The organism is Paenibacillus sp. ALE3, from assembly GCF_054113405.1.
This window is the reverse complement of the sequence record NZ_CM134214.1, coordinates 366059-392186: the sequence shown is the minus strand read 5'-3', so window position 1 is coordinate 392186 and position 26128 is coordinate 366059. Positions and strand designations below refer to the sequence as shown.

General features: G+C 43.6%; 20 protein-coding genes. 6 read left to right on the top strand and 14 right to left on the bottom strand.

Annotation, left to right across the window (positions count from 1 at the left end):
* Positions 1-31 precede the first annotated feature (31 nt).
* Positions 32-733, top strand: coding sequence for a YoaK family protein (locus ACXHJ2_RS01675; RefSeq protein WP_165082629.1), 702 nt, complete (start codon positions 32-34; stop codon positions 731-733).
* Between the two features lie 12 nt (positions 734-745).
* Here the strand turns inward: ACXHJ2_RS01675 and ACXHJ2_RS01670 are convergent, their stop codons facing one another.
* From ACXHJ2_RS01670 to ACXHJ2_RS01660, 3 genes are all read right to left on the bottom strand, one after another.
* Positions 746-1921: an alanyl-tRNA editing protein gene (locus tag ACXHJ2_RS01670; protein WP_165082630.1), complete on the bottom strand. Its 1176-nt coding sequence runs from the start codon at positions 1919-1921 to the stop codon at positions 746-748.
* 166 nt (positions 1922-2087) lie between these two features.
* Positions 2088-3377, bottom strand: coding sequence for an arsenic transporter (locus tag ACXHJ2_RS01665; protein WP_274597491.1), 1290 nt, complete (start codon positions 3375-3377; stop codon positions 2088-2090).
* A gap of 233 nt (positions 3378-3610) precedes the next feature.
* The gene (locus ACXHJ2_RS01660; protein WP_165082634.1) at positions 3611-5200 is read right to left on the bottom strand and encodes an alkaline phosphatase family protein; all 1590 of its coding nucleotides are present in this window, start codon (positions 5198-5200) and stop codon (positions 3611-3613) included.
* Between the two features lie 149 nt (positions 5201-5349).
* On the opposite strand from ACXHJ2_RS01660, the gene ACXHJ2_RS01655 reads away from it, so the two are divergent.
* The 3 genes from ACXHJ2_RS01655 to ACXHJ2_RS01645 all read left to right on the top strand — a co-directional run bounded on the left by ACXHJ2_RS01655 (position 5350) and on the right by ACXHJ2_RS01645 (position 8074).
* Positions 5350-6003, top strand: a complete 654-nt coding sequence (locus ACXHJ2_RS01655) for a class I SAM-dependent methyltransferase (RefSeq protein ID WP_457874867.1) — start codon at positions 5350-5352, stop codon at positions 6001-6003.
* Positions 5960-6742, top strand: coding sequence for an alpha/beta fold hydrolase (locus tag ACXHJ2_RS01650; protein WP_165082636.1), 783 nt, complete (start codon positions 5960-5962; stop codon positions 6740-6742). The genes ACXHJ2_RS01655 and ACXHJ2_RS01650 overlap by 44 nt, the downstream gene beginning before the upstream one ends.
* A 105-nt stretch (positions 6743-6847) precedes the next feature.
* Positions 6848-8074 carry a sugar efflux transporter gene (locus tag ACXHJ2_RS01645; protein WP_165082638.1) on the top strand — a complete coding sequence of 409 codons (1227 nt, stop codon included), beginning with the start codon at positions 6848-6850 and terminating at the stop codon, positions 8072-8074.
* 146 nt (positions 8075-8220) lie between these two features.
* Here the strand turns inward: ACXHJ2_RS01645 and ACXHJ2_RS01640 are convergent, their stop codons facing one another.
* Both ACXHJ2_RS01640 and ACXHJ2_RS01635 read right to left on the bottom strand, forming a co-directional pair.
* Positions 8221-9438, bottom strand: coding sequence for a macrolide family glycosyltransferase (locus ACXHJ2_RS01640; RefSeq protein ID WP_165082640.1), 1218 nt, complete (start codon positions 9436-9438; stop codon positions 8221-8223).
* A 276-nt stretch (positions 9439-9714) separates the two neighbouring features.
* Positions 9715-13023 (bottom strand): pectinesterase family protein, encoded by a 3309-nt coding sequence (locus ACXHJ2_RS01635; RefSeq protein WP_165082642.1) that lies wholly within the window; start codon positions 13021-13023, stop codon positions 9715-9717.
* 187 nt (positions 13024-13210) lie between these two features.
* Between ACXHJ2_RS01635 and ACXHJ2_RS01630 the strand changes: the two genes are divergently transcribed.
* Complete coding sequence (locus ACXHJ2_RS01630; protein ID WP_165082644.1) at positions 13211-14050, top strand: helix-turn-helix transcriptional regulator; 840 nt, start codon at positions 13211-13213, stop codon at positions 14048-14050.
* 227 nt (positions 14051-14277) lie between these two features.
* On the opposite strand, the gene ACXHJ2_RS01625 is transcribed toward ACXHJ2_RS01630, so the two are convergent.
* The 8 genes from ACXHJ2_RS01625 to ACXHJ2_RS01590 form a co-directional block, all read right to left on the bottom strand.
* Positions 14278-15315: a threonine aldolase family protein gene (locus ACXHJ2_RS01625; protein WP_165082646.1), complete on the bottom strand. Its 1038-nt coding sequence runs from the start codon at positions 15313-15315 to the stop codon at positions 14278-14280.
* Entirely contained in the window at positions 15302-15763 is a 462-nt protein-coding gene (locus ACXHJ2_RS01620; protein WP_013373204.1) for a MarR family winged helix-turn-helix transcriptional regulator, read from the bottom strand. The genes ACXHJ2_RS01625 and ACXHJ2_RS01620 overlap by 14 nt, the downstream gene beginning before the upstream one ends.
* 153 nt (positions 15764-15916) lie before the next feature.
* Complete coding sequence (locus ACXHJ2_RS01615; RefSeq protein ID WP_165082648.1) at positions 15917-19027, bottom strand: efflux RND transporter permease subunit; 3111 nt, start codon at positions 19025-19027, stop codon at positions 15917-15919.
* Entirely contained in the window at positions 19024-20445 is a 1422-nt protein-coding gene (locus ACXHJ2_RS01610; protein WP_165082650.1) for an efflux RND transporter periplasmic adaptor subunit, read from the bottom strand. The genes ACXHJ2_RS01615 and ACXHJ2_RS01610 overlap by 4 nt, the downstream gene beginning before the upstream one ends.
* 174 nt (positions 20446-20619) lie before the next feature.
* The gene (locus tag ACXHJ2_RS01605) at positions 20620-21270 is read right to left on the bottom strand and encodes a response regulator (RefSeq protein ID WP_165082652.1); all 651 of its coding nucleotides are present in this window, start codon (positions 21268-21270) and stop codon (positions 20620-20622) included.
* On the bottom strand, positions 21267-22511 hold the full coding sequence (locus tag ACXHJ2_RS01600) for a sensor histidine kinase (RefSeq protein WP_165082654.1): 1245 nt from the start codon (positions 22509-22511) through the stop codon (positions 21267-21269). Before ACXHJ2_RS01600 ends, ACXHJ2_RS01605 begins: the two co-directional genes overlap by 4 nt.
* A gap of 249 nt (positions 22512-22760) precedes the next feature.
* Positions 22761-22931, bottom strand: coding sequence for a hypothetical protein (locus ACXHJ2_RS01595; RefSeq protein ID WP_013373210.1), 171 nt, complete (start codon positions 22929-22931; stop codon positions 22761-22763).
* An 18-nt stretch (positions 22932-22949) separates the two neighbouring features.
* On the bottom strand, positions 22950-23144 hold the full coding sequence (locus ACXHJ2_RS01590; RefSeq protein ID WP_013373211.1) for an H-type small acid-soluble spore protein: 195 nt from the start codon (positions 23142-23144) through the stop codon (positions 22950-22952).
* A gap of 229 nt (positions 23145-23373) precedes the next feature.
* Between ACXHJ2_RS01590 and ACXHJ2_RS01585 the strand changes: the two genes are divergently transcribed.
* Positions 23374-24573: a macrolide family glycosyltransferase gene (locus tag ACXHJ2_RS01585; protein ID WP_165082656.1), complete on the top strand. Its 1200-nt coding sequence runs from the start codon at positions 23374-23376 to the stop codon at positions 24571-24573.
* Between the two features lie 76 nt (positions 24574-24649).
* Here ACXHJ2_RS01585 and ACXHJ2_RS01580 read toward each other — a convergent pair whose 3' ends face one another.
* Entirely contained in the window at positions 24650-26065 is a 1416-nt protein-coding gene (locus ACXHJ2_RS01580; RefSeq protein WP_165082658.1) for a glycoside hydrolase family 32 protein, read from the bottom strand.
* Positions 26066-26128: the final 63 nt, after the last annotated feature.

Sequence of the window (26128 nt, the reverse complement as noted above, 5' to 3'; positions counted from 1 at the left end):
ATCGACGTTTAGCATAGGAGGCTTATATGCCGTGTTTATGAAAGGCAAAATCCATTTACATCAGGTAACGTCCGAATCGTTACGACTGGGCGCCTTACTATCATTAGTAGGGGGCTTTTTGGACACATATACCTTTGTTGGAAGAGGCGGTGTTTTCGCCAACGCACAGACAGGCAATATCGTGCTGCTGGCTGTCAAAGTCATTCAGGGGCACTGGATTCAGGCGTTATCCTATATCCCGCCCCTGATCGCCTTTTCACTGGGCGTTTTTGTTGCTGAAGGGATTAAACGAAAATCAATCCACCGTCTAACTCCAGACTGGACCCGCGCAATTCTTTTATTGGAAATCGCAATTTTTTTCATCGTGGGATTGATTCCGCAAGGAGTTCCCAATACGGTAGTGGTGGTGATCGTCTCGTTCGTCGCTTCCGTACAAATGACTTCCTTCCGCAAGCTCATTGATGTGCCGTACACCTCCACGGTCAGCACCGGTAATCTCCGATCAGCTACAGAGGCTATGTATGTCGCCATAACGACCAAGGACACGAACGCTGCCATTCGAGCGATGCGCTATGGTGTCATCCTGGCAGCCTTCTTGCTAGGAGCTTTGCTGGGGGGATTTCTGACTTTGACGATTGGGGATAAAGCCATTTGGGGCGCTGTTGTTGCACTTATTTTTTCTTTCATTTTATTTACAGAAGAGGAAAAGTGGAAGCTGCCGCTGCGTCACTAATCCTCCATTACATTAGCCCTGAATGAACTGCCGCTGGGCCGTTTCAAAGAAATTCAAGAGGTTCTCGCGGGACGAAAATGCTGCCTGAGCAGATTGGTTGCTACCGCCCCCCTTGCCCTGAAACGCGCCCAGATTCTCTTTCAAAAACGCTCCGCAGCTAACAGATTGGGTACCGTTATGTGCCAGAATGATTTTATTTTCGGCCGTTGTGGCAAATAAAACAAGCAAATCATGCTCAGCGGTCAACTTGGCAGCCAATTGCTGCATCTCCTGAATGGATTTTTGTTCAAACACATGAGCAAGAACATGCCCCTGTACAGCAGACAGTAACTCTTTCGCCTGGTACGATGCATTTTCCTCTTGTAGAAGCTCTACTTGCGCCTTGAGCTGCTTATGCTCCTGCTCCCACTTTTCGAATCGAGTCAAAATATCCTTTCGCCCAGTATTGAACTTAGCAGATAACACGTCCAAAATCCGAACACTATCATTAAAGTCGTGGAGTGCGCGAGCACCACATTTGAAATGGATTCTCGTCATCCCTTTTTGCTTTTCCCATTTCAAGCATTTAATCATTCCAATTTCCCCGGTCTGAGCCACATGTGTACCACCGCAAGCATTATATTCAATGCCTTCGATCTCAACAATCCGAATATTTTCCGTCACTTTAGGCATTTTCACAAGCGGAATGTCCTTCAATTGCTCATGGGTTACAAAATAACTTTTTATGCTGCGGTTGTTGTAGATTTGCTGATTTACTTCCTGTTCGATTGCCGCTAGCTGCGCAGATGTTACTTCCGAACTGTTGACATCAATTGTGGCGTACTCTTGTCCCAAATGAAAGCTTTCTGTACGCGCACCCAACAGCTCCAGGCAAACCGCTGACAGCAAATGCTGTCCGCTATGTTGCTGCATATGATCAAATCTGCGCTCCCAATCTAATTGGCAGGCCACTTTTCCCTCGTCCGGCAAACGTTCTACCTGATGCCAAATGTCCCCATCTTCCAGAACAACATCTAATACACGGATGCCCTGAATCGTTCCTGTATCACACGGCTGACCTCCGCCATGCGGATAAAAGGCCGTTTCCTCAAGCATAACAAAAAATGCCCCGTCTCTTTCCATGCTCTGTGTAATATGAGTGTCCCACTCCGTCAAATTTGGAGCGGTGTAATATAATTTTGTCGCCATTTCAGGTCCCTCACTTTTGGGTATCTTTGTCTTGTCTCGTCCGATAATCACTTACTATCAAGCACATCATTCTAAATATCAATGTAGTGAATAGCTTGAACCTTTAGCGATACAAATCGGTGATCTCTTTCCCCTCGCATAGATATATAAATTCTTTAATGCTCTATTATGAAATGATTAACCATAGGTATAAGCCCAGCAGGGTAATAAAAAGTGTAGGAATAGTTAAGACGATACCTGTTTTGAAATAAGTGCCCCAAGAAATTTTCACGTTTTTGGAACGAAGTACATGCAGCCACAACAATGTGGCTAATGAACCGATAGGAGTTATTTTTGGTCCAAGATCCGACCCAATGACGTTAGCATAAATCAGTGCCTCTTTGACCATACTGGTTGCATGAGTGGCATTAATGGCAAGTGCATCAATCATGACCGTGGGCAAGTTATTCATACTCGACGAGATAATCGCCGCAATAAAACCCATGGCCATGGTAGCTACAAACATACCTTGATCAGCAGCCGCTTGAATCACATGGGACAGCAGATCCGTCAAACCGGCATTACGCAGACCATACACCACCACATACATCCCGATAGAGAAAAATACGATGGCCCATGGAGCTCCCTTGATGACTTCTTTCATGGGTACCACAGAGCTTCTTCTAGCCATCAGCAAGAAAAGGATGGCAATGATACCAGCCACCACCGAGACGGGAATGTCAAAAAATTCGCATGCAAAGTAGCCAACCAACAATATTGTGAGAACGACCCAGGACATACGGAACATCTTTGGATCTTTTATCGCATTTGCAGGCGCGATTAACTGTGTCGCATCAAACGTTTTAGGAATTTTTTTGCGAAAAAAGAGATACAGTACCACGATACTAGCCGCTAAGGAAAACAGATTAGGTACAATCATACGACTCGCATATTCCATAAAACTGATTCCAAAGAAATCGGCTGACACAATATTAACGAGGTTGCTGACTACAAGCGGAAGCGATGTCGTATCTGCAATAAATCCGCTCGCTATGATAAAAGGAAATACCATTTTTTCATCCAATTTCAGTGCCCGAACCATCGCCAGTACAATTGGTGTCAAAATTAAAGCCGCGCCGTCATTGGCAAAAAAGGCAGCAACTACGGCACCCAGCAGGCTCACATAGACAAACATCCGGGTTCCGCTTCCACGGGCTATTCGTGCCATGTGAAGTGCTGCCCATTCGAAGAAACCAATTTTATCAAGGACTAATGAAATCAGTATAATGGCGACAAAAGCTAGTGTTGCATTCCAGACCATTCGAGTAACTTCCCAAACATCATGCAAATCCACTACCCCCACCAGCAAGGCGAGTATGGCACCGCCGCACGCAGACCACCCAATGGACAGATGTTTAGGCTGCCAGATGACCAATACTAAAGTGACTAAGAATATAATGCATGCCAAAAAAATCAATGTTCTAAAAACCTCCATTACATTACCTTATAAATATATACTTATATAAAAACCGTTTATCTCTTGAGAAAGATAAACGGAACGGTCTTTAGCATGAACAAGCTGACGAATCCGACCCACACAATGCAATCGGCTACAAACCTAGGTTGATCCAAGGTGTGACCCCTTTCGATTATATAACTAATGCTTACATACTAATAGTGCTCAATTTTAATATCAAGAACGCTCAATACTTATTTGTTCACCAATTGCAGAATCCAGTCTTTTATATCCACAATACGCAGTGTTTTGGGCTGTGTATTCGTTCCAGAAATAATTAGTGGAACAAGGGAATCTTTTTCGTGCAGCGATCCATGGGCTCCCCCTCCGATGTGGGTAGGGGAACTTTCGCTGACGAGTTCGTATCCCGGTTGGACCGTGACGACAACATATCTTCCCTCATGCGAATTCATTGCCCCGTGTAGCCTCGCCAAAATATCTGGATATTTTCCATATTTGATCCGGTTATTATTTACCGTAATATCCACAAGGTCCTCTTCGCCCGATAATGTCCACGATTGTCCATATTCATCCATATATTTTCCACCGGGACGATAAGAAAACAATTTACCCTTTTTGCCTTTTGTAACATGAATATGGTTTGTACCATCTTTCATAGCGATAATGTCGAGCTTGTTCTCCTTTTGTAAAGACTTCACCACATCGGATAACTCTACGTTATCGTTTATTGCATAGATATAGGCCATCCGTTCATTAGCAGCAATCACGATTTGGTCATCGCTTCTTACGGGTTGATTTAATTTTGCAATACGGTAATGGCTCAAAAGAGGCCTTAAATCAACAGTGGCTGCCTGTCGATCATCATATACAGCGCTTTGCGCACTATCGCCCATGACGATCCATATCGCATTGTTTACAGCCTCTTCCCATGAACCGTATGCGTTCAACACAGTTTGTAGCGCTTGATCCGCTTTTTCGATTCCCTTCAGTTGAGTCGGGCCCTTTCTATGCGCCAAATTATCATTCTCAGGAAAGTATGTGATGGTTACGTCTGGAAGTTGTTTCTGGTTTATTAGAAAAGCAGTATCTTTTGCGGAAAATTCGTCGTTCATCCCGAATTTTTTCCACACAGGAGTATTCCAGTTATTTTTCGGATTCAATTGTGCCAGAGCTGCATAGGATAACCATTTAGGTCCTGTGACTATCATTTGTTCTGGCACTCTACTACTATTCGCTATGAAGTCAGGCACTTTGAGGGCATGCTTCGTTCTTCCTCTAAAAACAATAGCATTGATGGACGCGGATTCTTTCCCTTTGTCAGCCAATTCCTCATGGATGGTTTTCGTTTTTTTGTTCAGATGAACTTGGTTTAATTGGTAAATGGCATCTAAAAATACTTGCAGTTGGTCTATCTTTAGGGCTTCCTTGGCACCATTTCCATAGAAAATCATGCGTTTCCTTGAGTCGCTGTACCACACAAGTCCGGGCACATGATGTTGGTCTGCATACGTTCCCGTTAATAATGTACTGTCGATTGTTACAGACATCGTCGGAAATGAGCTTACTACCTGCGGGAAATATTGCCCTTGATGAAGGAGAAATCGCATTGCGGGTGCACGGCCTTCTTTAATTGCTTTTTGCAAAGGCTTATCCATTAAAGAATCAATCATGATGAATATGACCGGTTTGGCCTTATTATTCACTGGGATATGGGACTTGATGCTTTGTTGATTTAGCTGTTGACTGGAGTCCGCCCTGCAACCGACGATTAGTAAACTTAAACTTAGCACTAGTACAATCGTGATTTTATACTTTATTCCCATTTGTGTATCCCTTTCTTTGAAAAACACAATTCCCTTGATTTTTTTATTTTTGCTTACACTAAATAAAATTATTCCGAAATGAATTTTTTTAATCTAATATGCCAAATTACTTCTAGTGACTCGAATAATTAGAAAGCTGGTGAACTCCCATTAACATCCCGTTCTCACCTAGACTGTATCATTGGTTTGTCCGTCCAAAGTGGTTTACTAAAAAATATATCCATGATCATGTGCATTCCCATTTTTCATTTGAAAGCCAAACTGTACTGGATTTTGGCTGTGGTACTGGGGCAAATTGCTCCATGTTTAACCCGTTGTATTATGTTGGAATTGATCCTGACGCCCAACGAATTGATTATGCAAAGCGATTATATAGCCACCATGCATTTCAAGTGTTTAATAGTAATAATTTACCATTTGGTAATGAGTCGTTCGACTACATACTTATTATCGCTGTATTACACCACATTTCTTCGGATGAAATATCTAGCTACATGAAGGAATTCCAAAGAATCCTAAAGCCTAACGGAACCATTGTCGTTATGGAACCATGTTTATCCAAGAAAAAACCGCTATGTAACTGGTTTATGAAATGGTACGACAACGGAGAGTATATTCGTAATGAAAAAGAATATATTCAATTGTTTAGAGATCAGGATTATGATTGTAGGGTCTTAAAACGATTCCGAAAATGTTTTTTATATCACGAGTTGTTTTTTTCAGTAAAACCAAAATCTTCAATGGGAGGGGAAAATAACAATGACTACTACAAGCATAAACGGATACTCGATGCACTATATTGATTCCGGTGAAGGAATGGCCATCCTATTTATCCACCCTCCAGTACTCACAAGTTTAAATTTCACATACCAAATCCAAGGACTATCGCCCGATTTTCGAACTGTAGCTTTTGATATCAGAGGACACGGTAAAAGTCAGCCTTCCGAACAAACGGTTACTTACCCTCTCATCGCCCAGGATATTAAGCATTTGATGGACCGGATGAGCTTGGATAAAGTATTTTTGTGTGGATATTCTACCGGTGGCTCGATAGTACTTGAATTCCTCCTGACTTATCCAGATCGGGCATGGGGAGGCATTGTTATTAGTGGAATGTCGGAAGTAAACGATTGGCGCCTAAGAAACAAAATTTCTTGGGGCATTGCTCTTTCCAAAATCGGCGCAGTTGGTACGATTGCGCTTTCGATTGCTTGGTCACAAACGAAACAGCTACCTTTGTTCCGTAAGTTATTCAACGATGCGAAGCAGAGCCATCCCGGGAATGTCCAACAATATTATCGTTACAGCTTGAAATACAACTGTACCTCACGGCTCGGGGAAATCCATCTTCCTGTCCTGCTCGTTTATGGTGAAGAGGATAAACACTTTCATCCTTATGCCAACATATTGCATCAGCAATTACCGAAGAGTGAGCTTGTTTTCATTAAAAAAGCCGATCACCGCCTTCCTACGAAGGCCGCTGGAACATTGAATGAACTGATCAAGCAGTTCATAGATCGCTTCAGTGAAAATAACTTATAATATTTTATACAATGTAAATATACAAATTATGCTAAAGTCATATATAGTTTTGGTTGGATAGGTATGTAAGTTCTGCTTCTAAATCTAAAGGGGTGTAAAAATGAAATGCTAAAGCGTATTCAAAATCTTTTCTTTATCCCTAACTACCCGCTATTTATGATCTGTATGTTATTGCAAGGCATGGCTATTTCTATAAGTGCACCTTTTTTAGCTGTATATTTTACAAGTACACTTGGCGTATCTGTTGGAACCTTTGGTGTGTTTACAGCGGTGACTTTGATTTGTGGTATATGGATAAGCTCCCTTATTGCCAAACGCTCCGATACCGGGTTAGATCGCAAACAAATTTTAGTGATTTGTACGTTATTTAATGCTGTAGCCTTTGCTGGATATCTTGTAATCCAAAATTTTTATGTGCTTTTTATTTATATGACTGTCTTTACGGCGATTGGCGCCCCTGGGATGCCACAGTTATTTGCCAGTGCACGTGAGGCGGTAGATCGCAGTAAATCTGCGGATCATGCCTTTGCGAATTCAACGCTTCGTTCTATGTTTTCTCTTGGCTTTATTACCGGACCGCTCTTTGGTTCCTTCTTGATTGCACATACGAGCTTTAAAGGTATTTTTGTCGGTACGACCTCTATTTTTGTACTTATTGCCGTTCTTCTATTCTTTTTTATCAAGCAGCCTCCTGTTCAAGCTAAAAATAAGGATCAACTTTCACTTCATCACATTACATTACATAAAAATATTAAAATTCTGATTCCTTTTCTAGTTCTTACTCTGCTTTATACGTCTCACTGGATGAATAGTTTGAACATTTCCTTGTTCATCATCCACAATTTAAAAGGTGACACGAATGACGTTGCCCTAGTATCCAGTATTTGCGCAATCTTAGAGATACCCTTGATGCTCATGCTGGGTGTACTAGCAGCCAAATACTCCAACCGTTTGCTTATATTTTTGGGGGCTCTAACAGGCGTTGTCTATTATCTCCTCGTCCTTATGTCTACGGAGATGTGGCAGCTATTCGTGGGACAGCTTCTTCTAGCCTTCTTTGTTGCAGTGATATCAGCCATTGGTATCAGCTATATGCAGGATCTATTGCCATCTCTGCCCGGATATGCCTCGACACTGTATTCCAATGCAACAACAATCGGAAGACTGGCGGGGAGCTTGATGGGCGGATTGTTCGCTCAATGGATGGGTTATCGAAACTCCTATTGGGTATGTTTATTCCTGATTCTCTGTTGCCTTGGTCTGCTCGCGATTTCAAAAAAATTAGAGTTTGACAACTCGGCTGCTCTACAAGAAAGAAATCACAGTCTATAGGACAGCACCAATACAAAAATCAGCACGTAATCTGGACGAGAACCTGAAGTCCGTTTACGTGCTGCTTTGTTATGCTATCATGCCATGCATGGTCCAGATTGGTTACATCGTAAGCCTCCGCACACGCACCCTATTTTTCTCGCATCCTATTTTCCTATAGTAGAGAAACGACTCATAATTGCATCTGCCGCATACGTATAGCCGCCAGCCTGACGTAGTGATTGGCCAACTACATGAGCCTGTTGTTTATAGATGGCTTGATTTAATACCTCTAGCAAAGCAGCTTTTAAGATATCGGGTGTAAGCTCATTTTTATTCACAGCAATCCCTGCTCCCAGCTCTTGAACCCGATTGGCCACAAGCGGCTGATCCGATGTCATGGGAACCAGAACCATTGGCACGTTGTAATACAAGGCTTCGCTTGCACTGTTCATTCCCCCATGTGTGATAAATGCATCTACACGCTGGAGCATTTCCAACTGCGGAATATAGGACTTGATCATAAAATTGTCCGGGATACTATCCGCCAATATCTCCATCTCCGCAAATTGGCCTGATGAAAGTACAAATTGCACAGGCAAATCACGAAATGCTTCAAAGCAAAGCTTGTAAAATTCCAAATCTCTATTAAGAATGGTTCCCAATGATATATAAACAACCTGCGGATACAAAGCACGAAGCTGTTCGAACGGAAAAGAAGGTGCATCTTTACGAGGTACAATAGATGGACCTGCAAAAATATAACTATCATCCAGCTTTTCAGCTTGCGGTTGAAAATAACGGCTTGTATACACGACCTTTAGGCTGTGGGAATGTGAATCGAGTTCATCAATAGCGGGAACGGAAACCTGAAACTCCTCAGCTAATTGATGTACTACTTTCATGGTGTCATCATAAAGCTCTCTCACTTTTATATCATGATCATCCCAGCCTTGATCAGATCCCAGAGGCTCTACGAAAGCAAACGAACAGACCGTGCATACCGATGGTATTCCCAGTCTCTCTGCTATAATTTTGCCTCCCCAACCCATTAAATAGTCATAAATCAAATAATCATACACCTTATTTTCAATTGCTTTCATAACCTTTGGAATAATCGGTTCAATCAAACCTTTAACGATCATATTCACGAATTGATAATGATGTTTATATTCAGCCGGCTTTAATACAGGATTATGAATAAATGCATCCACACTAAATGAATAGGTGATCAGGTTTGCTCCCGTTTGTTGAATTCTCGTACCAAATTCCTCTGAACACACATAATCCACTTCTTCACCTCTGTCAACCAGCTGCTTCACTAATCCTAAGGACGGATTAACATGGCCTTCAGCAGGCGTGATCATAACCAACACACGTGCCATCCTACACCTCCAACATAATAATATGTTCAACTAAAAATAATTGTAGGGTTTTTCATGATGATTACGAACAAGATGTACATTAGCCTCGAGTTTATTACCACCTGTTATGCGCCTAAAAATACATCTCATATTCAATATATAAAATATTTACCATAATAACAAATGGTTTCAATTTTAGATTATGTATGTACCACATCCAAGTTTGCTTACAAACACGCACATAAGCGGAGGAAACGCTTAAAGCGTATCCCCCCGCTTATCTATTGAACATCAAATTTATAGACGCCAATTCCAATGATCTGTCCCGCTCAGAACAGCTTCAACAGTGTACTGGTTTGCTTCGTCAGCTGTAAGCTGTTTGGCCCAAGGTACACGCCCGCTACTTCCTGCACCTGGTCCAAAGTTGTCGAACTCTCCAAATCTTGCGGTCTGCTCATTGGATTCCTTACCCCAATTGTTCCAACCACCCGGCTTGATATGGTCATCCATATAGGTTTTCAAAAAAGTAACATGTGCGTAAGGACGCCATGGTCGCCCAAGATCCACCTTGCCTGTCAAGCCAGCTTCAGTTGTCAGACGACACTGAATAAATACAAAACCTGGCTGGTTCTCTTCCGTTGAAGCGGCTGTCACGTATCCGGCACGCAGGCTGTGTATGATCGAGTTATCAAACACGGCAGGGGCATTGCCAAATATAAAATCTACACTGCCACTGATGTAGCTGTCCTTAAAATACTGTCTGCCACGGTTTACGAGCAAAGTATCCTGTAGGCCGGTAATTTTGACATTATGATACTTGCCACGATCACCTTCGGCATATAACGCTACAGCCTGCACCTGCCCGGTCCCTTCTGTGTTGGCGACCGTCACATTTTCCATCACAAAGTCAGGACTTTGCACACGCATGGTATAGCTGTTGCTCGTTCCTAATTCTTTCCCGTCCACTATGGTCTTGGCTGTATCATCAAAAGCAATGATCGTTTTGTCCCGATCTTCTCCGATAATGCTCAGATTTTTTTTGGAGGAATTCACCTTTATTTTTTCACGGTAGGTACCGTTTTTGAGATGGATAATAGTCCTTGTGTTGCTGTTGTCAGGGACTGCATCAATAGCTGCCTGGAGAGATGTATAGTCAGCAGGGCCATAGGTCGATACAACCACACTAGTGGGAGAGGTTCCTCCTGAGTCTGTTAGCTTGCGGACCTTAACATTGCTGAATTCCGACGTATTGTAATTCCATACATCGTTTTGTTGTTTGGATGCATCGGTAGCTAGCCCGAACAGTAAGGGTTGATTCTCTGGAAAGTCCACGACTGCTTCACCCACTTTATCCCAATTTGTTAGACCATCGGCGGATATCCATCCGGTCAGCTTTTGCCCTTGTCTCACCAGACGAACCGAATATGGCGTTGTAATAAATGTTTCCATTGACGCGCGCTTGGTTTTACCATCTGTTTGATCACGACTAATAAGAGTCCCCTGTTTACCATATTTAACAAATGATAAAGACATAAAGGCCATTTTTGATCCAGGCTTCAGTGATTCACGAATCATTACACCTGCTTCGGCATTATCATCCACAGGAGTAATCTTCTCCACACGGGCTGTAATTTCACCATCCCCCTCCCATTTCTGATAAGCATAATGGAAAAGATCAGCCTGACCGTCAATGTCCCCCGCTGATTTTAGTCGTATGCTGCTGCCGTTTGCATCTTCTTTTAATACCTGAGTATGCCCTTTGATATAGCCATCGTTGCCCTCAGAGCCAACCTCTTCGCTGAGCCAGCTTCCCGTTGGTACAGTCGTGTTGACGTGGATAGTGACAGGATTGGAAAATGCAGCAGTTCCCTTGCGGTCTGTCACCCGTGCAATAATGTAATGGGTGCCGTCCGTCACATGATTCCAGCTGATTTGATAAGGCGCATCCTCTACTTTTCCAGCAAGTTTGCCGTCAATGATAAATTCAACGTGGGCAATGCCATCTTGGTCCTTGGCCGTTGCAGTTATGGTCGCATCACGTCCGGCTTCCAAAATATCGTTATGCTTCAGCGAACGTCCGCCTTCATCCGACACCTGAACGACGGCCTCCGGATTATCTACCCCACTTCCATTGGACAGCTTCTCAATGAGATCATTTAAATAGACTTCCAGATTCGTATAGCCCTTGGCAAAATGAGCATACTCGCCTGTGCCGGCAAGCTCCTGACCGTTGCGGTCGTCTGCATTTTTGGGGTCCAGCCCATGGGCGCGTTCCCATTCATCCGGCATACCATCATGATCACTGTCAGTAAGCTCCGTGTTGGTTACGCTATAATCATCGTAAATCCATCCTACCTCACGCGGAGAATTGATAAACGCACCCGTTCCATTCTTCACATCATTCATAATGCGGGCGTCCACCGCATCTCTTCTTGGCAGCGTGGCTCCTGAACCGGCAAGCACCTCAGTGTATGCGGTCTGTGCATCTGTCGCTTGATATGGACCATACGCATCCGGTGAAATCCCGTTGTCGTATTCCCCTCTGACTTCAATCGGCTCTGCCAAACGAGTGGAAGGATCAATAATCGATCCAATGGATGTTCCAAGCTGCCAGTTGTCCTTAGTAACCGATTCGTTGCCGTACATGTAGTTGCCACCAATATAGATGCGTGTTTTATATTTTTTACTACCCACGTCTACAAAGATTTGACCGCGAACATCCTTATATGTGTTGGGGCCATACTTATAATAGTTATTCAGCACATTATACGATCCTTCACCGCCGCCATAGGAAGAGAAAAATCCCCAGTTATAAATGACATTATTGGTCATTTCCACAGCGTCGATTTGTTTTTTATCGGTTGGGAAACGCGGGTTGCGGCTTGCATTGTGTGCCAACAAGTTATGATGATAGGTGGAATTTCGACCACCCCATATGCCGCCATAGCCGTGGCGACCTTTTTGGTGCGTGGTCATTAGCATACTTTCGGACGCAATGGACCATTGTACCGTCGTATTTACGTTATCGTAAAGACTCAGCACCTCATCCACAGACCAGCTAAAGGAACAGTGATCAATCATAATGTTTTTATGATATCTGGATCCTAATGCGTCATCCTCGGTGGGGTAACGGTCGGTTAATCGAAAACGCAGGTAACGGAGAATAACGTTGTCTGCATCAATCCCTGTCGTGTAATCGCTTACAGTTATACCATCGCCAGGAGCTGTCTGACCCGCAACCGTCAGGTTGTTGCCCAGGATTTTAAGTGGCTCCTTAAGATGAATGGTTCCGCCCACCCGGAATACGACCGTCCGATTATCGGAGCTGACCGCTGCACGAAGAGATCCGGGGATCATCTGCTCACCTTTGCCGTAATCCTCCAGCGTGGTAACTTCGTAAACTTCACCTCCGCGTCCACCGGTAACATATTTACCGCCACCTTCAGCCCCCGGAAACGCCGGAATATTCGTCGCTATTTTTTCTACTTTTGCCATCTCTGTCCCTACCGCAGTCTCTGCTTGAATCAGTGGTGGGCACAAGGTCAACAACAATGAACCCACAACCACATTACATAGCACCTTTCTCCATGTACGCTGCTTGCTCATATTCTGTTTCCTCCCTAAGATTTTCTTTCACACCAGCGCATACTTTTATAAAAGAATGATCCGAGACATTCAGAAGTGTTTTCACCTCCTTTCATCAATCTTTTCTGCTTTTACCGTGGGCAGGTGTCATATATACTATGGATATATGAATGCGCTTACTTATCTTAATTTGCAAAGGAAGAAGCACATGAATGAAATGAAGGAAGACAAATATGTCATCGGAGAACAACAATTCTCCATTCATCACATCTACCGTACCGGCTTCACAGTTATGCCCAGACCTCATGTTCATGAGAACTATGAGCTGTATTTTTTGCTGCAGGGCGAACGCATCTATTTTATGAACGGCAAGGTATACACCGCTCGCAAGGGCGATCTGATATTCATCCTCCCTCATGACTTACACTCTACCGCCAGTACACAATTGGAGGAAACAGAACGCATTTTGATTCATTTTTCTCCGACGTTTCTCCCACCGCAGGATCGTGACATTCTGGATCTACCGCCGTATCAGCAATCCGCGTTGCTTCGCTTACCGGCTAGAGAACAAGTCGAAGTTGAACGGCTGTTCCTGCAAATGAATACCGAATGTAGGAATAAGCAGCCTCTGCATGACCGTTGTGTACAGCATTTGCTGCTGGAAATGCTTATCCTGGTACACCGATCGGAAGCGGCCGAGCGTAGTGAACTTGTTTCTTCTCATCCCATGCATCAGAAAATCACAGAAATTTCGTCTTTTATTCAAGACCATTTCAATGAGCCGTTAACTCTCGAACAAGTGGCCGCCTGCTTTTTTATTAGTCCGGCTTACCTAAGCCGCATCTTTCTAAAATTGACTGGCTTTCATTTCAGCGAGTACATCCGCGTCGTGAGGGTCAGGGCGGCTCAAACCAGACTGCGAACCACCAAAGACAAAATCCAGCACATTGCGGAGGATGTCGGCTTCGGTCATGCCTCCCATTTTAATAAAATCTTTAAAAAAATAACCGGACTCTCCCCTCTTCAATACCGTAAACAGGTTCGATAGGTATTCAGTGTAAATAATTAGGCGTTAATTTTATACATCCACTCTTGTCTTGTTTTTCCATTTTTATATCTGCTTGCTCTTTCATGGAACTAAAGACAAGCCACTTGGACTAGGTAAATTACACAACAAAAAAGCCATACTTCGCTGCCATGTGCGCAACGAAGTATGGCCTATTCCATAATCCATTCTACAACTTCAAGATGATATTTATCGTTTATCCATGACCTTTATTGTAATGCTTTAATATCCTGTAGCAGCATTTCAATATTTTCTTTCTTTGTGGCCCAACTGGTGCAGAATCGTACAGCAGTATGGGTATCATCAACCTTTTCCCAAAAGGAGTAAGTATATTTTTCGCTCAATGCCTGTAATATACGATCTGATAAAATCGGAAACTGCTGATTGGTTGTTGAATGATATTGGAAAGAAAAACCTTGCTCGGATAATCCTTTTTGCAGCAACATGGCCATATCTATGGCATGTTTGGAAATCTCAAAGTATAAACCGTCTTCAAACAGTGTTTCAAACTGAATGCCTAACATTCTCCCCTTAGCCAGCAGCCCTCCTTTTTGCTTGATCATGTATCTGAAATCTTGTTTCAAGGCATCATTTAGGATAACGACGGCTTCGCCCATCATTGCTCCAATTTTAGTGCCGCCAATATAAAACACATCGCACAGCTTTGCTATATCTGCTAATGATACATCGCTATCCTCTGCAACCAAACCATAGCCTAAGCGGGCTCCATCTATAAACAGCGGTAAACCATATTCACGACAGACTTTACTTAACACTTCCAGCTCCGATCGGCTATAGATCGTTCCATTCTCGGTCGGTTGAGAAATATAAACCATCCCGGGTTGTACACAATGCTCAGGAGCAGAATCACTCCAGTGAGCGTCGTATAGTTCCTTTACCTGCTCACCCCGGATTTTCCCATCCTCGCTTGGCAATGTCAGTACTTTATGTCCAATAGCCTCAATTGCTCCGGTCTCATGCACAGCAATATGTCCAGAAGTTGCCGCAATCACACCTTGATGCGGACGCAAAATCGAAGAAATGACCGTTGTATTGGTCTGTGTACCTCCAACCAAAAAGTGTACATCCGCATTTTCGGAGTCACACGCCTTTTTAATATAAGCTCTGGCTTTTTCACAATGATCGTCCATACCATAGCCTGGCGTTTGTTCCTCATTCGTTTCCAGTAGTCGCTGTAATATACGTTCATGGGCACCTTCGGTATAGTCGCATTCAAATCGTATCATTCTGTATCCTCTCCGAAATATCCAATTTCTTCTGAATTAACAACATAGAAGCATGTAATTCTTCAATCTCTATTTCTGAAAGTCCTTGAACTAATCTTAGAATTTGCTCATCAGACCTTTCATTCAATTGGTTGTAGAACGTTTTTCCTTTAGGTGTCAGACGAATTAGATTTGTTCTATTATCCACCGTTGAATTTTCCTTAACAAGAAAGCCCTCTTTGCAAAATTTAGCAATGATCCTGCTCATATAGCTGCGATCAATTTTAAGAGATTCGACCAGCGTATTCGCAATACATGGCTCGATCAACCCGATCTCTATAATGACACGTGCCTCGGTAAAGGAATATCCGCTATCCAGCACATGTCTATCTAAAACACCAAGTAAATTCGTATAGAACCGATTAAAACGCCTCATATCCGCTATGATATTAGCATCTATATTGACCATAACTCCCCCTATTTAGTGGACTTTTGCAACAATTATAGTACTGATATTTGTTGACTATGTCAACAAATAAAAAGATCGTACATGAAGACCTTCGCCTCATATACGATCCCTATTCTAAAAGAAATATTGAAGTATATTGTTTTCTGTATTTACCTACAAGGTCAATGAGCTATCGGTGTTTATAGACTTTTCCTGCTTCTGCTTCCGCTTCAGCTTCAGATGAGCTACGACCATATACAGCGTCGGAACGACAAACAAGGTTAAAATGGTCGAAAAGATCAGGCCAAAGATAATGGTCGTTGCCAACGGTTTGAAGAGAATTTCTCCTATGGTGGCGATAGGGATCATCCCCACAATCGCAGTTAGCGAAGTAAGCAAGATCGGACGGAAACGGGCAGAACATGCCATAAGGATCGCGTCTGTCAGTTCAGCTCCTTCACGCCGCGCATCTTCAATAAACTCTATCAACACAATACCGTTGCGCACGACGATACCAGCCAGTGAAATGATCCCCATAATACTCATGAATCCAATTGGCATGCCTGAAATAAAGCTTCCAAGAATTCCGCCTGCCGCTGCCAGATACACAGTGGTCATGATAATAAGCGGTGTGGAGACGGAGTAAAACTGCATCGTGATCAAGAGCAGGATGAGAAAAACAACGATAATAGCTAATTTGCCCAAATCTGTAAAAATATCGGATTGCGCGGATGTTTCTCCTCCCATCTCCCAGGTGTAGCCTGATTCAAACTGTGTATGGGTTAGTTTGCTACGGATGTCATTAGTGAGTTCTGTAGCTGTACGCCCATTCGCATTGGCTGAAATCGTTACCGTCCGTTCCAAATCATAACGGTGGATTTGCTGAATGGAAAAGTCCGGTTTCATCGTGACTAACTGGGATAATGGAATTTGCTCTTTTGCCGCATTGGTTACACTTAATTGTTGGAACAATACCTCAGGATCATCGTTTGGTTTATTCATGTAGATATTTATATCCAGCAATTCCTTACCTGTATCAAAATCCGTTACATTGACCCCGTCACCCATTAACAGCAGAGTACGCGTCAAATTGGAATAGCTAACCCGATATTTATCCAAGGCTTGTGGGTTGACTTGGAAATTCAGATTATAGCTTTGCATCCCCATATTATCGGTCACGTCTACAGCTCCGGGGGTACCCGCAACCATTTCTTTGACTTTAGCTGTCATGTTTTGCAGTTTATCAATGTCTTCTCCCTTCATCCGGATAGACACCGCACTGCCGACCGGAATACCTAATTGAGGAACCCGAATGCTGATCAATGCAGATGGATATTTGGCTTGCAACGTATGAGTCCAGCTATCCACTGTTTTCTGGAGATCGAATAGTCCCTCGTTTCCAACGACAGCAAGTTGACCGTTGACCGCTCCCCCAGAGCCGTGACCGCCTGCAACATCGCTGTACATCTGAGGCGCTCCTCCACCCGCCGTTGCCGACAGCCGCTCTGTCTCTGGTTGTTTTTTGACCCACAGCCCAATCTCGTTAATTACCCGATTGGTTGCCTGTAACGATGTTCCTTCCGGCATCGTTACGCTGATCGTGGCATCCGCCTGGTCGGATTCTGGGAATAATTGAATGGGAACAACCGCAAGTAATCCATAAGCTGCCGTACCAATCATAAGACCAATCAGCGCTGTTAAAAGCGGGCGTTGCAGTATTCTTGGCATCCAGTTTTTAGAGTACACATTGGATAGAGACTGGATTTGATGACCCAGAAGCCCGGGCGGCTTAACTGCTTGGTTACTCTGTTTCCCTTTACGGCGTTGATCATACCATTGACGAAAAATAGGAATAATTGTTAACGACATAATCATGGAAGCTAGCATCGTTAACGAAATAACGGTAGGGATCGGTTTAATAAAGTCTCCGATATTACCCGGCAGGAATAACAACGGAGCAAATGCTGCAACCGTAGCTAGCGTAGCTGTAATGATCGATAAGGATACCTCTTTGGTTCCTTTAATAGCTGCCTCCGTAGCATTTTCCCCAAATTCAGAGCGTCGGCGTTCAATGTTGTCATTGACCACGACGGCATCATCAACCAATATCCCTAGCACGATGATGAGTCCGATGACTGAAATTTGATTCAGCGTAGTTCCTGTCATGGGCAAGAAAATAAAGCCGATGGCGATGGAAACAGGAATGGCCAACGCCACAAATGCAGAAGTTAGCAAATTCAAGCCTAAAGTACATATCACAATAACCGATAAAATAGCGATAATCATCTCTTTGGTCAGGTTTCCAAATATTTCACTCACTCGATCATTTTGGGCAAAAAGCAGCTCAAAATGTACATTCTTCGGCAAACTGCTCGCAAGTTGATTGATTTTGGCTGTTGTTGCTTTGGATACCGTTGGCACATCTGTTCCTATATCTCCGCTTACACTGATCGAAATAGCAGGCTTGGTATTCACATACGTATAACTAGCTGCTTTTTTAAAAACAAGTGAGGCAGTACCTATATCCTTCAGAGATATCGGAAATCCATCGTCATTGCTTGAAATCTGGACGTTATTTAGAATCGATGGATCCGTTGAGGCATTCACTGTCAGCTGATAAGTACGCTCATTGAAATCCATACTTCCTGTAGGCACTCTGTCATTCTCATCCTTGATCGCTTGAACAACCTGCTCCCAGGAGATGTTATATTGTTGCATCTTTTGCGTGTCTAAGCTAACTCGTACCTCTTGCTCAGGTATTCCTTGAATATTAACCTGCGAAATACCAGGGACTGTTTTTAATTGATCTTTCCATTTGTTCATTAATTCATTTAATGAGTATAAATCCTCAACCTTATCAGAGGTGATCGCATATGAACCAATGAAAGAGCTAGTCATGCTATCATTGATTATAGGCTGCATCGCATCGTCTGGAAGCTCGGATTGTGCATCCTGCACCTTCGTACGAAGATCAGCCCATACTTTTGTCGGATCCGCATCATTCAAAGCTTCTATAATAATACTGGATTGGCCTTTCGATGAAGTAGAGGAAATCGTTTTGACACCTTGTACAGCTTTAATTTTCTGTTCCATGATCTTAGTAATGGTTTGCTCGATTCTTTCAGGTGAGGCACCCGGATAGATGGTTGTAACACTGGCTGACATAGGAATAACATCAGGCTGCTCCTGTTTGGGCAACGATGTAAAATTAAAGAGCCCTAGCAGTATGCACATACCAAAGAAAATGAGCGTAATTTTCTGTTTTTTAACGATATATTTAATCATTCGGATGACTCCTCCGATTTCCCAAGCACATCATTCCCAATTAAATCGCCATTAAACAAGGTTCCTGCTCCTTGTGTAACAATTTGATCGCCTGCCTGTAGTCCGGAGAGAACTTCGAATTGATTATTCGTTACTTTTCCCACTTTAATTGTGGTTTTAACGGCCTTACCATTCACAGCTTTAAAAATATAAGGGTCACTTCCCGTGCTAATCACGGATTCTACAGGCACTAACAAGGCTTCCGCTTGATTCACACTTTTAGATGCGCTGATGACTTGTCCAGGTTTCCAATCCAGTTCAGGGTTAGGCAGGCTGACTTCCACATTAATACTGCCCGTTTTCGCATTCGTTGATGGGTAGATCTGAGTAACGGTCCCTGTTCTAATTTCATTATAGAGTGATATATTTACTTTTTGGTTTTTCTTCCATGATAAGATTTCGCTGTCCGGTACGGGAAGAAGTACTTTTAAGGTCTTGATATTCCCGACGACGAATGCCTCACTCCCACTGGAGCCCAGTTGACCATCAGACACCTTTTTTTCAATGACTACGCCAGCGATCGGGGAGGTTAAAGTAGCTTTTTTAAGTGACAAGGATGACTGTTCATAAGCAGCCAATGCATCCTCGTAGGTAGCCTGCGCCTGAGCTTTACTGGCTAGCCCTTGCTGCTTCGTAGCCATAGCGGTCTCCAGCCCTGCTCTGGCCTGCTCTACACCAGCTGAAGCCTGGGTACGTTGTTCCTGCGAGGCGCCTGCAAGCAAGAGAGACAACTGCTCTTGTGCGTCACTTAGACTTTTTTGTGCATTCGTTAACTCCAGCTGTGCGTTCTCATTTTCCGACAATGATGCTGCACCTGCCTGGAACAGACTTTGCGTCCGTGCAGCATCCGCCTTTTTCTTATTGTAAGCATTGGTGGCCGCAGTAACAGCATTTTGTGACTGGGCAATTTCCTGCTTTTTGGCGCCATTGTTCAATTCCTGCAATTTCGATTGGGCCGCATCGACCTGGGATTGTGAACTATGAATACCCGCCTGTGCTGATTGAACAGAAGCCTCCGCTTGACTAAGACCAGCCTTTGCCTTCTCCATGGTTGCCTTGGCCCGATCCAGCTGCAACTGGTAAGCAGATGTATCCAACTTCGCAAGGACGCTCCCTTTTTCTACGGAGTCCCCTACCTCCACCATAGTGTTCAATATACGTCCATCCGCTTCAAAGGAAACACTAGCTTCATTACTTGCCTGCAATGTTCCTGCCAAATTAAAATCATTGGCCAAAGGTTTCATTACAAGCTTCTCTACTTTTACCGGGTGACTTGCTTGTGTTACAGAGTTCTCCGTTGCACTGGAGCAACCGGAAGCTACTATAGCTAATGCAATCCCTGTAATCATGATCCTGATTCCTTTTCTCTTCAACTTCATGTCATCCTCCCTGATTCTCTCTTCTAAAGGTGCTATCAGCAACCCGTGGGTCATGTAGGCTTTATTCATTTCTTGTTTCATGTTATAACAATGAACACACAAAAAAATCGTACAAAGGGGCAAGCACCTTATGTACGACTGGGCAATGAGATAACATATATTCAGTTAACATCTCTAAAGCTGTAAAATACCACGTTCCAACGAAACGGCAACGGCTTCGGATCTGGAATCAACACCAAGCTTGTTATAAATATTCGTCAAATGCGCTTTGACGGTACGCTCGGAAATCCCCATATCAAATGCTATTTCCTTGCTTTTAAAACCGTGTGCAACAGACTTTAATATATGCCTTTCCTTATCCGTAAGAACTAAGCTGCTTTCGTGCGGCTCTGGCTTGGCTTCTTTCTTATTCGTTGCAGCGAACACCCTTGCTGTGATTTCTGGCTGGAGCAGTGTTTCGCCCCTTAGCGCTGACTCAATCGTGCGAAACAGGTTTTCCCGGCTGGTATCTTTTAACAAATATCCTTTTGCCCCCAAAGAAAGTCCCTTAATCATTAAATCATCTTCATTATACGTAGTCAGGATAATGACAGGCGTTTCATTTTGTTTTTCTCTGAGGGCTTTCATTGTTTCCAAACCACTCATTTGTGGCATATATAAATCTAGCAATATGACATCCGGTTGAAGCTCCTCGATCAGTTTAAGAGCAGTTGCACCTTCTCCGGCCTCACCAATAACTTCATAGCTGTCATTGGTCTCCAACACCAGCTTTAACCCTTCTCTAACGACCCAATGATCGTCGACGATTAAAATCTTGTATTTCATGATAGGTCTCCTTTAGTAAGAGGCGCCTCTATTTTTATAGCTGTACCTGCTTGCAATATACTGTTGATATTTATGTTTCCACCCAGCATCCGTACACGTTCATGTATCCCTATTATTCCGTAATGTCCTGTTTGCTTGGCAATAATATTCGTATCAAATCCTTTTCCATCATCACGAATCTCAATTTTAATCTTGCCTTCGTTATCTAAGATATTAATCCATACGGTATTCGCATGTGAATGCTTCGCTACATTGGTTAAACATTCGCTTATAATAAACAGTCCATGCTCGAACAGCAGTCTGGGGACTGAAGCTTTAATTTTGATGTTGCGTATGACACGAATGCTCGTAGCCATTGTAAATCGCTGTATTTCTTCCTCCACTGCTTCTGCAAAATCAACTTCCGAGATCGTTTTCGAACGCAGATTGTCTATGGCTCGCCTTGAATCAGACAATGTCCTCCGTACTTGTGACATCGATTGTTGGACAATCTCTTGGGCTCTTTGCGTACTTCCTTTGCTCAGATGAGCGTCAATGGCTTCCAGCTGCATGATTAGCCCAGCAAGCCCTTGAGCCAGCGTATCATGCAGATCACGGGCCATGCGTTGTCGTTCATTGGCAATTGTAAGTTCTTCCACCTTTTGATGTGCAATTTCGAGCTCTTTCAGAACATTTTGTGTGCGGATTCGTGCCTTGACTTGTTTGAGAAAAAGAACCGCATAAGCAACTATAACAACGACAATTAGAAAAAATAGCGGGATGAACAGCACAAATTGCCTGCCGTCATTGTGAGAGACCACAGCCACACAAAAAAGAACGTAGGAGATCAAAAATACAAGAATGACCTTCAGCGGCTTATAATAAATACCTATACTCTGACCCACCAAAACGGGCATTAAACCCACTAGTACAATGGAGAAACTTTCAGGTAGAAGAAATGCACTTGCAAAGATCAAGCCCCCTTGTATCACAAAATAAGCCCATGAAAAATATTTTGCCACTCGATGAGCATGCAGGTACAAGAGGATGTGCAATATGATAATTATAGTGAACAAAGAACTTTGCAGCAGATTTAAACCACCGAACAAATGTTGAAGAATGACAGACTCACTATAAATTATAAAAACCCATATGATCGTTAATATTTTTGAAATATCCTTGTTCTCAACTTCACCTCCACTTTTACTCTCACTTGTTTCCGGATTTAGATTTTGAACCTGAACATTAGATGCATCGTTCATAATTCCCTCCTACAATTCTGAATTCAGCTTTTCAACTTATTAAGATATGCCGCTATGACGGCCTGGTCTATTTCGTTTGAACAAAAATCATTTATATATCATTTTACAAAAAAACGAAAGGAAAAAAACGTACACATGGGCAGTTTCACTTGTACGTTTGGGCATTGAGTACTTTTTGTTCGATACTATCCATTATGGCGTCATATAAAAAGCACGCAGCAGGTTATCCTGTGCGCGCTTGACCACTCTCTATTCTTCTTCCAACTCATCTGGCACATCATATTTATTGATATGTGAAGTCATTGCTGCAACAGCTTCGCTGGCATCCGTGGTGGCCGGTACTTCTCTGACCACATCATCCGTCTGATCACGAAAGTTCAAACGATCTGCCTCAATCTCTTTCTGTTGGTTCGGTTTCATTTTTCATGTCGCTCCTTTCTATTCAAGGGTCTGATCTCGTTCTGTTAACGCGTACAAAGGCACTTCCCGTTCCTCTTCCGGGTTGTTCAGCGCGTAGATCCGTGCCGTCTCACGTTGTTCGTTCACATGCTGAATATAGATGGGTAACCCATCGCACAACACATTTGCCATGATGGGAGAGGACGCTATTTCTTGTGCTCTTTGAACATTCATTTAGAAAAAACCTCCCTCGCTATATAGGTTCGTCTTTACTATGCACGAGGTAAATATTTGTTATACACATTTCATGCCAACAAGCCCTTGTCCTTATTGTTTAGAATTGTGTTGGCGCATTTTTATGAAAGGATATCATTTGAAAAAATAAATATTATTGTTATTATGGATTGAGAGATTCAGTTAAAACTGCATCTTAAATGAAAGAGAAGGAAAGGAGCAAGGATGGATGTTAAACGTATTAATGGTTAATTTTCCGGCAGAAGGACATGTAAACCCCACGCTAGGGATCACGCAAGCCTTTGCAGCACGAGGGGACCAGGTTCATTACATTACAACTGAGAAATACAAGAATAGACTCGAAGCAGTTGGAGCGAAGGTTCACCTGCATCCTGATCTGGTCAGGACTGCTTCCATTGATACCAACACTCCGGTAGGACTGAACGCATTTTTGAATATTCATATCCAGACTTCGATGGACATCTTAGCCATCATCCAGGAGCTGTCCGAGCGTATTCAATTTGACTTGGTGTACTATGACCGATTTGGAGCCGGTGAATTAGTGAGAGATTATTTGAATATTCCAGGCATCTCTTCATCCCCATCTTTTCTCATTTCAAATCATCAGATGGCTGCCAATCTCTTTCGCTCCGACGCTAAAGTACCGTTTCAGCCTGATGAACAAGTCACGACTTCACTGCATCTCATGAAGGAAAGATTCGGTGTTGCTCCCAAAGAGATGGTTCAATTTATGAACAATTCAGGGGCTTTGAATGTTGTGTATACGAGTAAATATTTTCAACCGAATGGTGAACAATTTGGGGATGAGCATCTTTTTATTGGTCCCAGCTTTCCGGAGCGTAAAGGAGAAAATTCATTCCCGCTGGACAGACTACAGGATAAAAAGGTTTTGTATATTTCGATGGGAACTGTTCTGGACAATACTGAAGACTTTTTTAACATCTGCATTGAGGCTTTTTCCGATTTTGAAGGCATCGTTGTGATTGCAGCTGGCGAGAAAGCTGACTTTACCAAAATTAACCCGGCCCCTGAGCACTTTATCATCTCACCCTATGTACCTCAATTGGAGGTATTACGTCATTCAGATGTATTTATTACTCATGGTGGAATGAACAGCGTGAATGAAGGAATTCACTTTAATGTACCCTTGGTCGTGCTGCCTCAGGACAAGGATCAGCCTATGGTCGCGCAGCGGTTAACGGAACTTCAAGCTGGCTATCGAATAACTAAGGATCAAATCAATACACAAACGTTAAGAGATGGCGTACATGAGGTCATGTCAAACGCAGCGTATAAAGAGGGCGTACAAAAAATAAATGACAGCTTCCAGCAATCCGGCGGTACCAAAGAAGCTCTCGCAAAAATTGATGCTTATCTTGATGCTTATCTGCAACATAAGCGCGCCTAAAATCACACGAGCAAAATGGCCACAAAAAAACAGGAATCTGACCATCCACGGTCAGGTTCCTGTTTGTGGTGCGATTCTATGCGAGGATATCCCACTTCTGGAACGAGACAATCGTACATTTTCCGCTCGCAAACGCACGAATACCTGTTGATTCCATTCCGGGATACACTCTTCCGGTGAGAACATATTCACCATCGCCGATGAATATTTCCACAGAGCTCTTATCGACGAAAACCCGAAGCTCCAGGCGTCCCTCTTGTAAGTCTAAATGCACTCTTCTCTCTCCGCCCGGTCCGATACCTGCACGCTCACGGTTAAAATGGAACAGACCGTCATCGGGACGATACGAGAGTACAGTCTCCTCTTCGCCGCCCACCCGCAGCTTCAAGCCGAATTCATCAGTGTTACCAGCCTCGAACTCAAATACCGCCTTCAGTTCGTAGCTATCTCCGAACGTCTCCATGATCTGCTCGCCTGTCAGCAAGATATCCCGCTGTTCGAACAGATTGGATCGGTAATTTTCCACCTCTTCAAGCGGACGGAACAGCAATCTGTCGTGGTCGATCACCGCTTCCCGCGGAAGACTCATCGCACCAGCCCAGTGGTGTCCCTGCTGGGTTGGCATCTCCGACTCCCACATATCCATCCATCCGATGATAATCCGCCGCCCTTGTTCATCCAAGGTTGACTGCGGGGCATAGAAATCGAATCCGTGATCTACCTGAGCATACTGCTCTGCCGTAAATGTTCCAGCCTCCGCATTGAAATCACCTATACCGTACATGGTGGAATGCAGATTACGGTATGCTTCTCCCTGAGCAGGCATGCGCTGTGGAGACAGCATGAATACGTGCCGACCGCCAAGCGGGAACAAATCCGGACACTCCCAATTATCGCCGTAGCGTCCGTCACTCACAGCCAGCACATTGACATACGTCCAGTTTCTCAGGTCTTCAGATCGGTAAAGCAGTACAAGCCCGTTCCCTTGGGCATCATTAGAGCCAAGAACGACGTAGTATTGATCTTCGTGCCTGAACACCTTAGGATCACGGAAATCTTTGCGGCTGACCCTGTCCGGTATGGCGTCATAACCGATGACCGGATTGCCCTCCCACTTTTCGAATGTCACCCCGTCTTCCGATACTGCAATTCCCTGTGACTGCTTGTAATCCTGATCCTTGTCAGGCCCGGTTACAACATGTCCGGTATACATCAGGACAAGCTTACCGTCCTGCTCAACCGCACTGCCGGAGAAGCAGCCGTCCCGGTCGAACTCACCGTCCGGAGCCAAAGCGACCGGCAGATAGTCCCACTTCATAAGATCGCGGCTGACTGCGTGTCCCCAGTGCATCGGTCCCCACACCGATTTATACGGGTAATGTTGATAGAACAAGTGATACTGCCCGTTATATTGAATGAAACCGTTCGGGTCATTCATCCAGCCAAATTCAGCCATTAAATGGTAGTTCAGCCGATAATCCGGCCGCAGCATATGCCTGGATTGGGAAATAAATTGATCTGCATTCTCTCTCGTATATACTCTAGTATGTTTGAT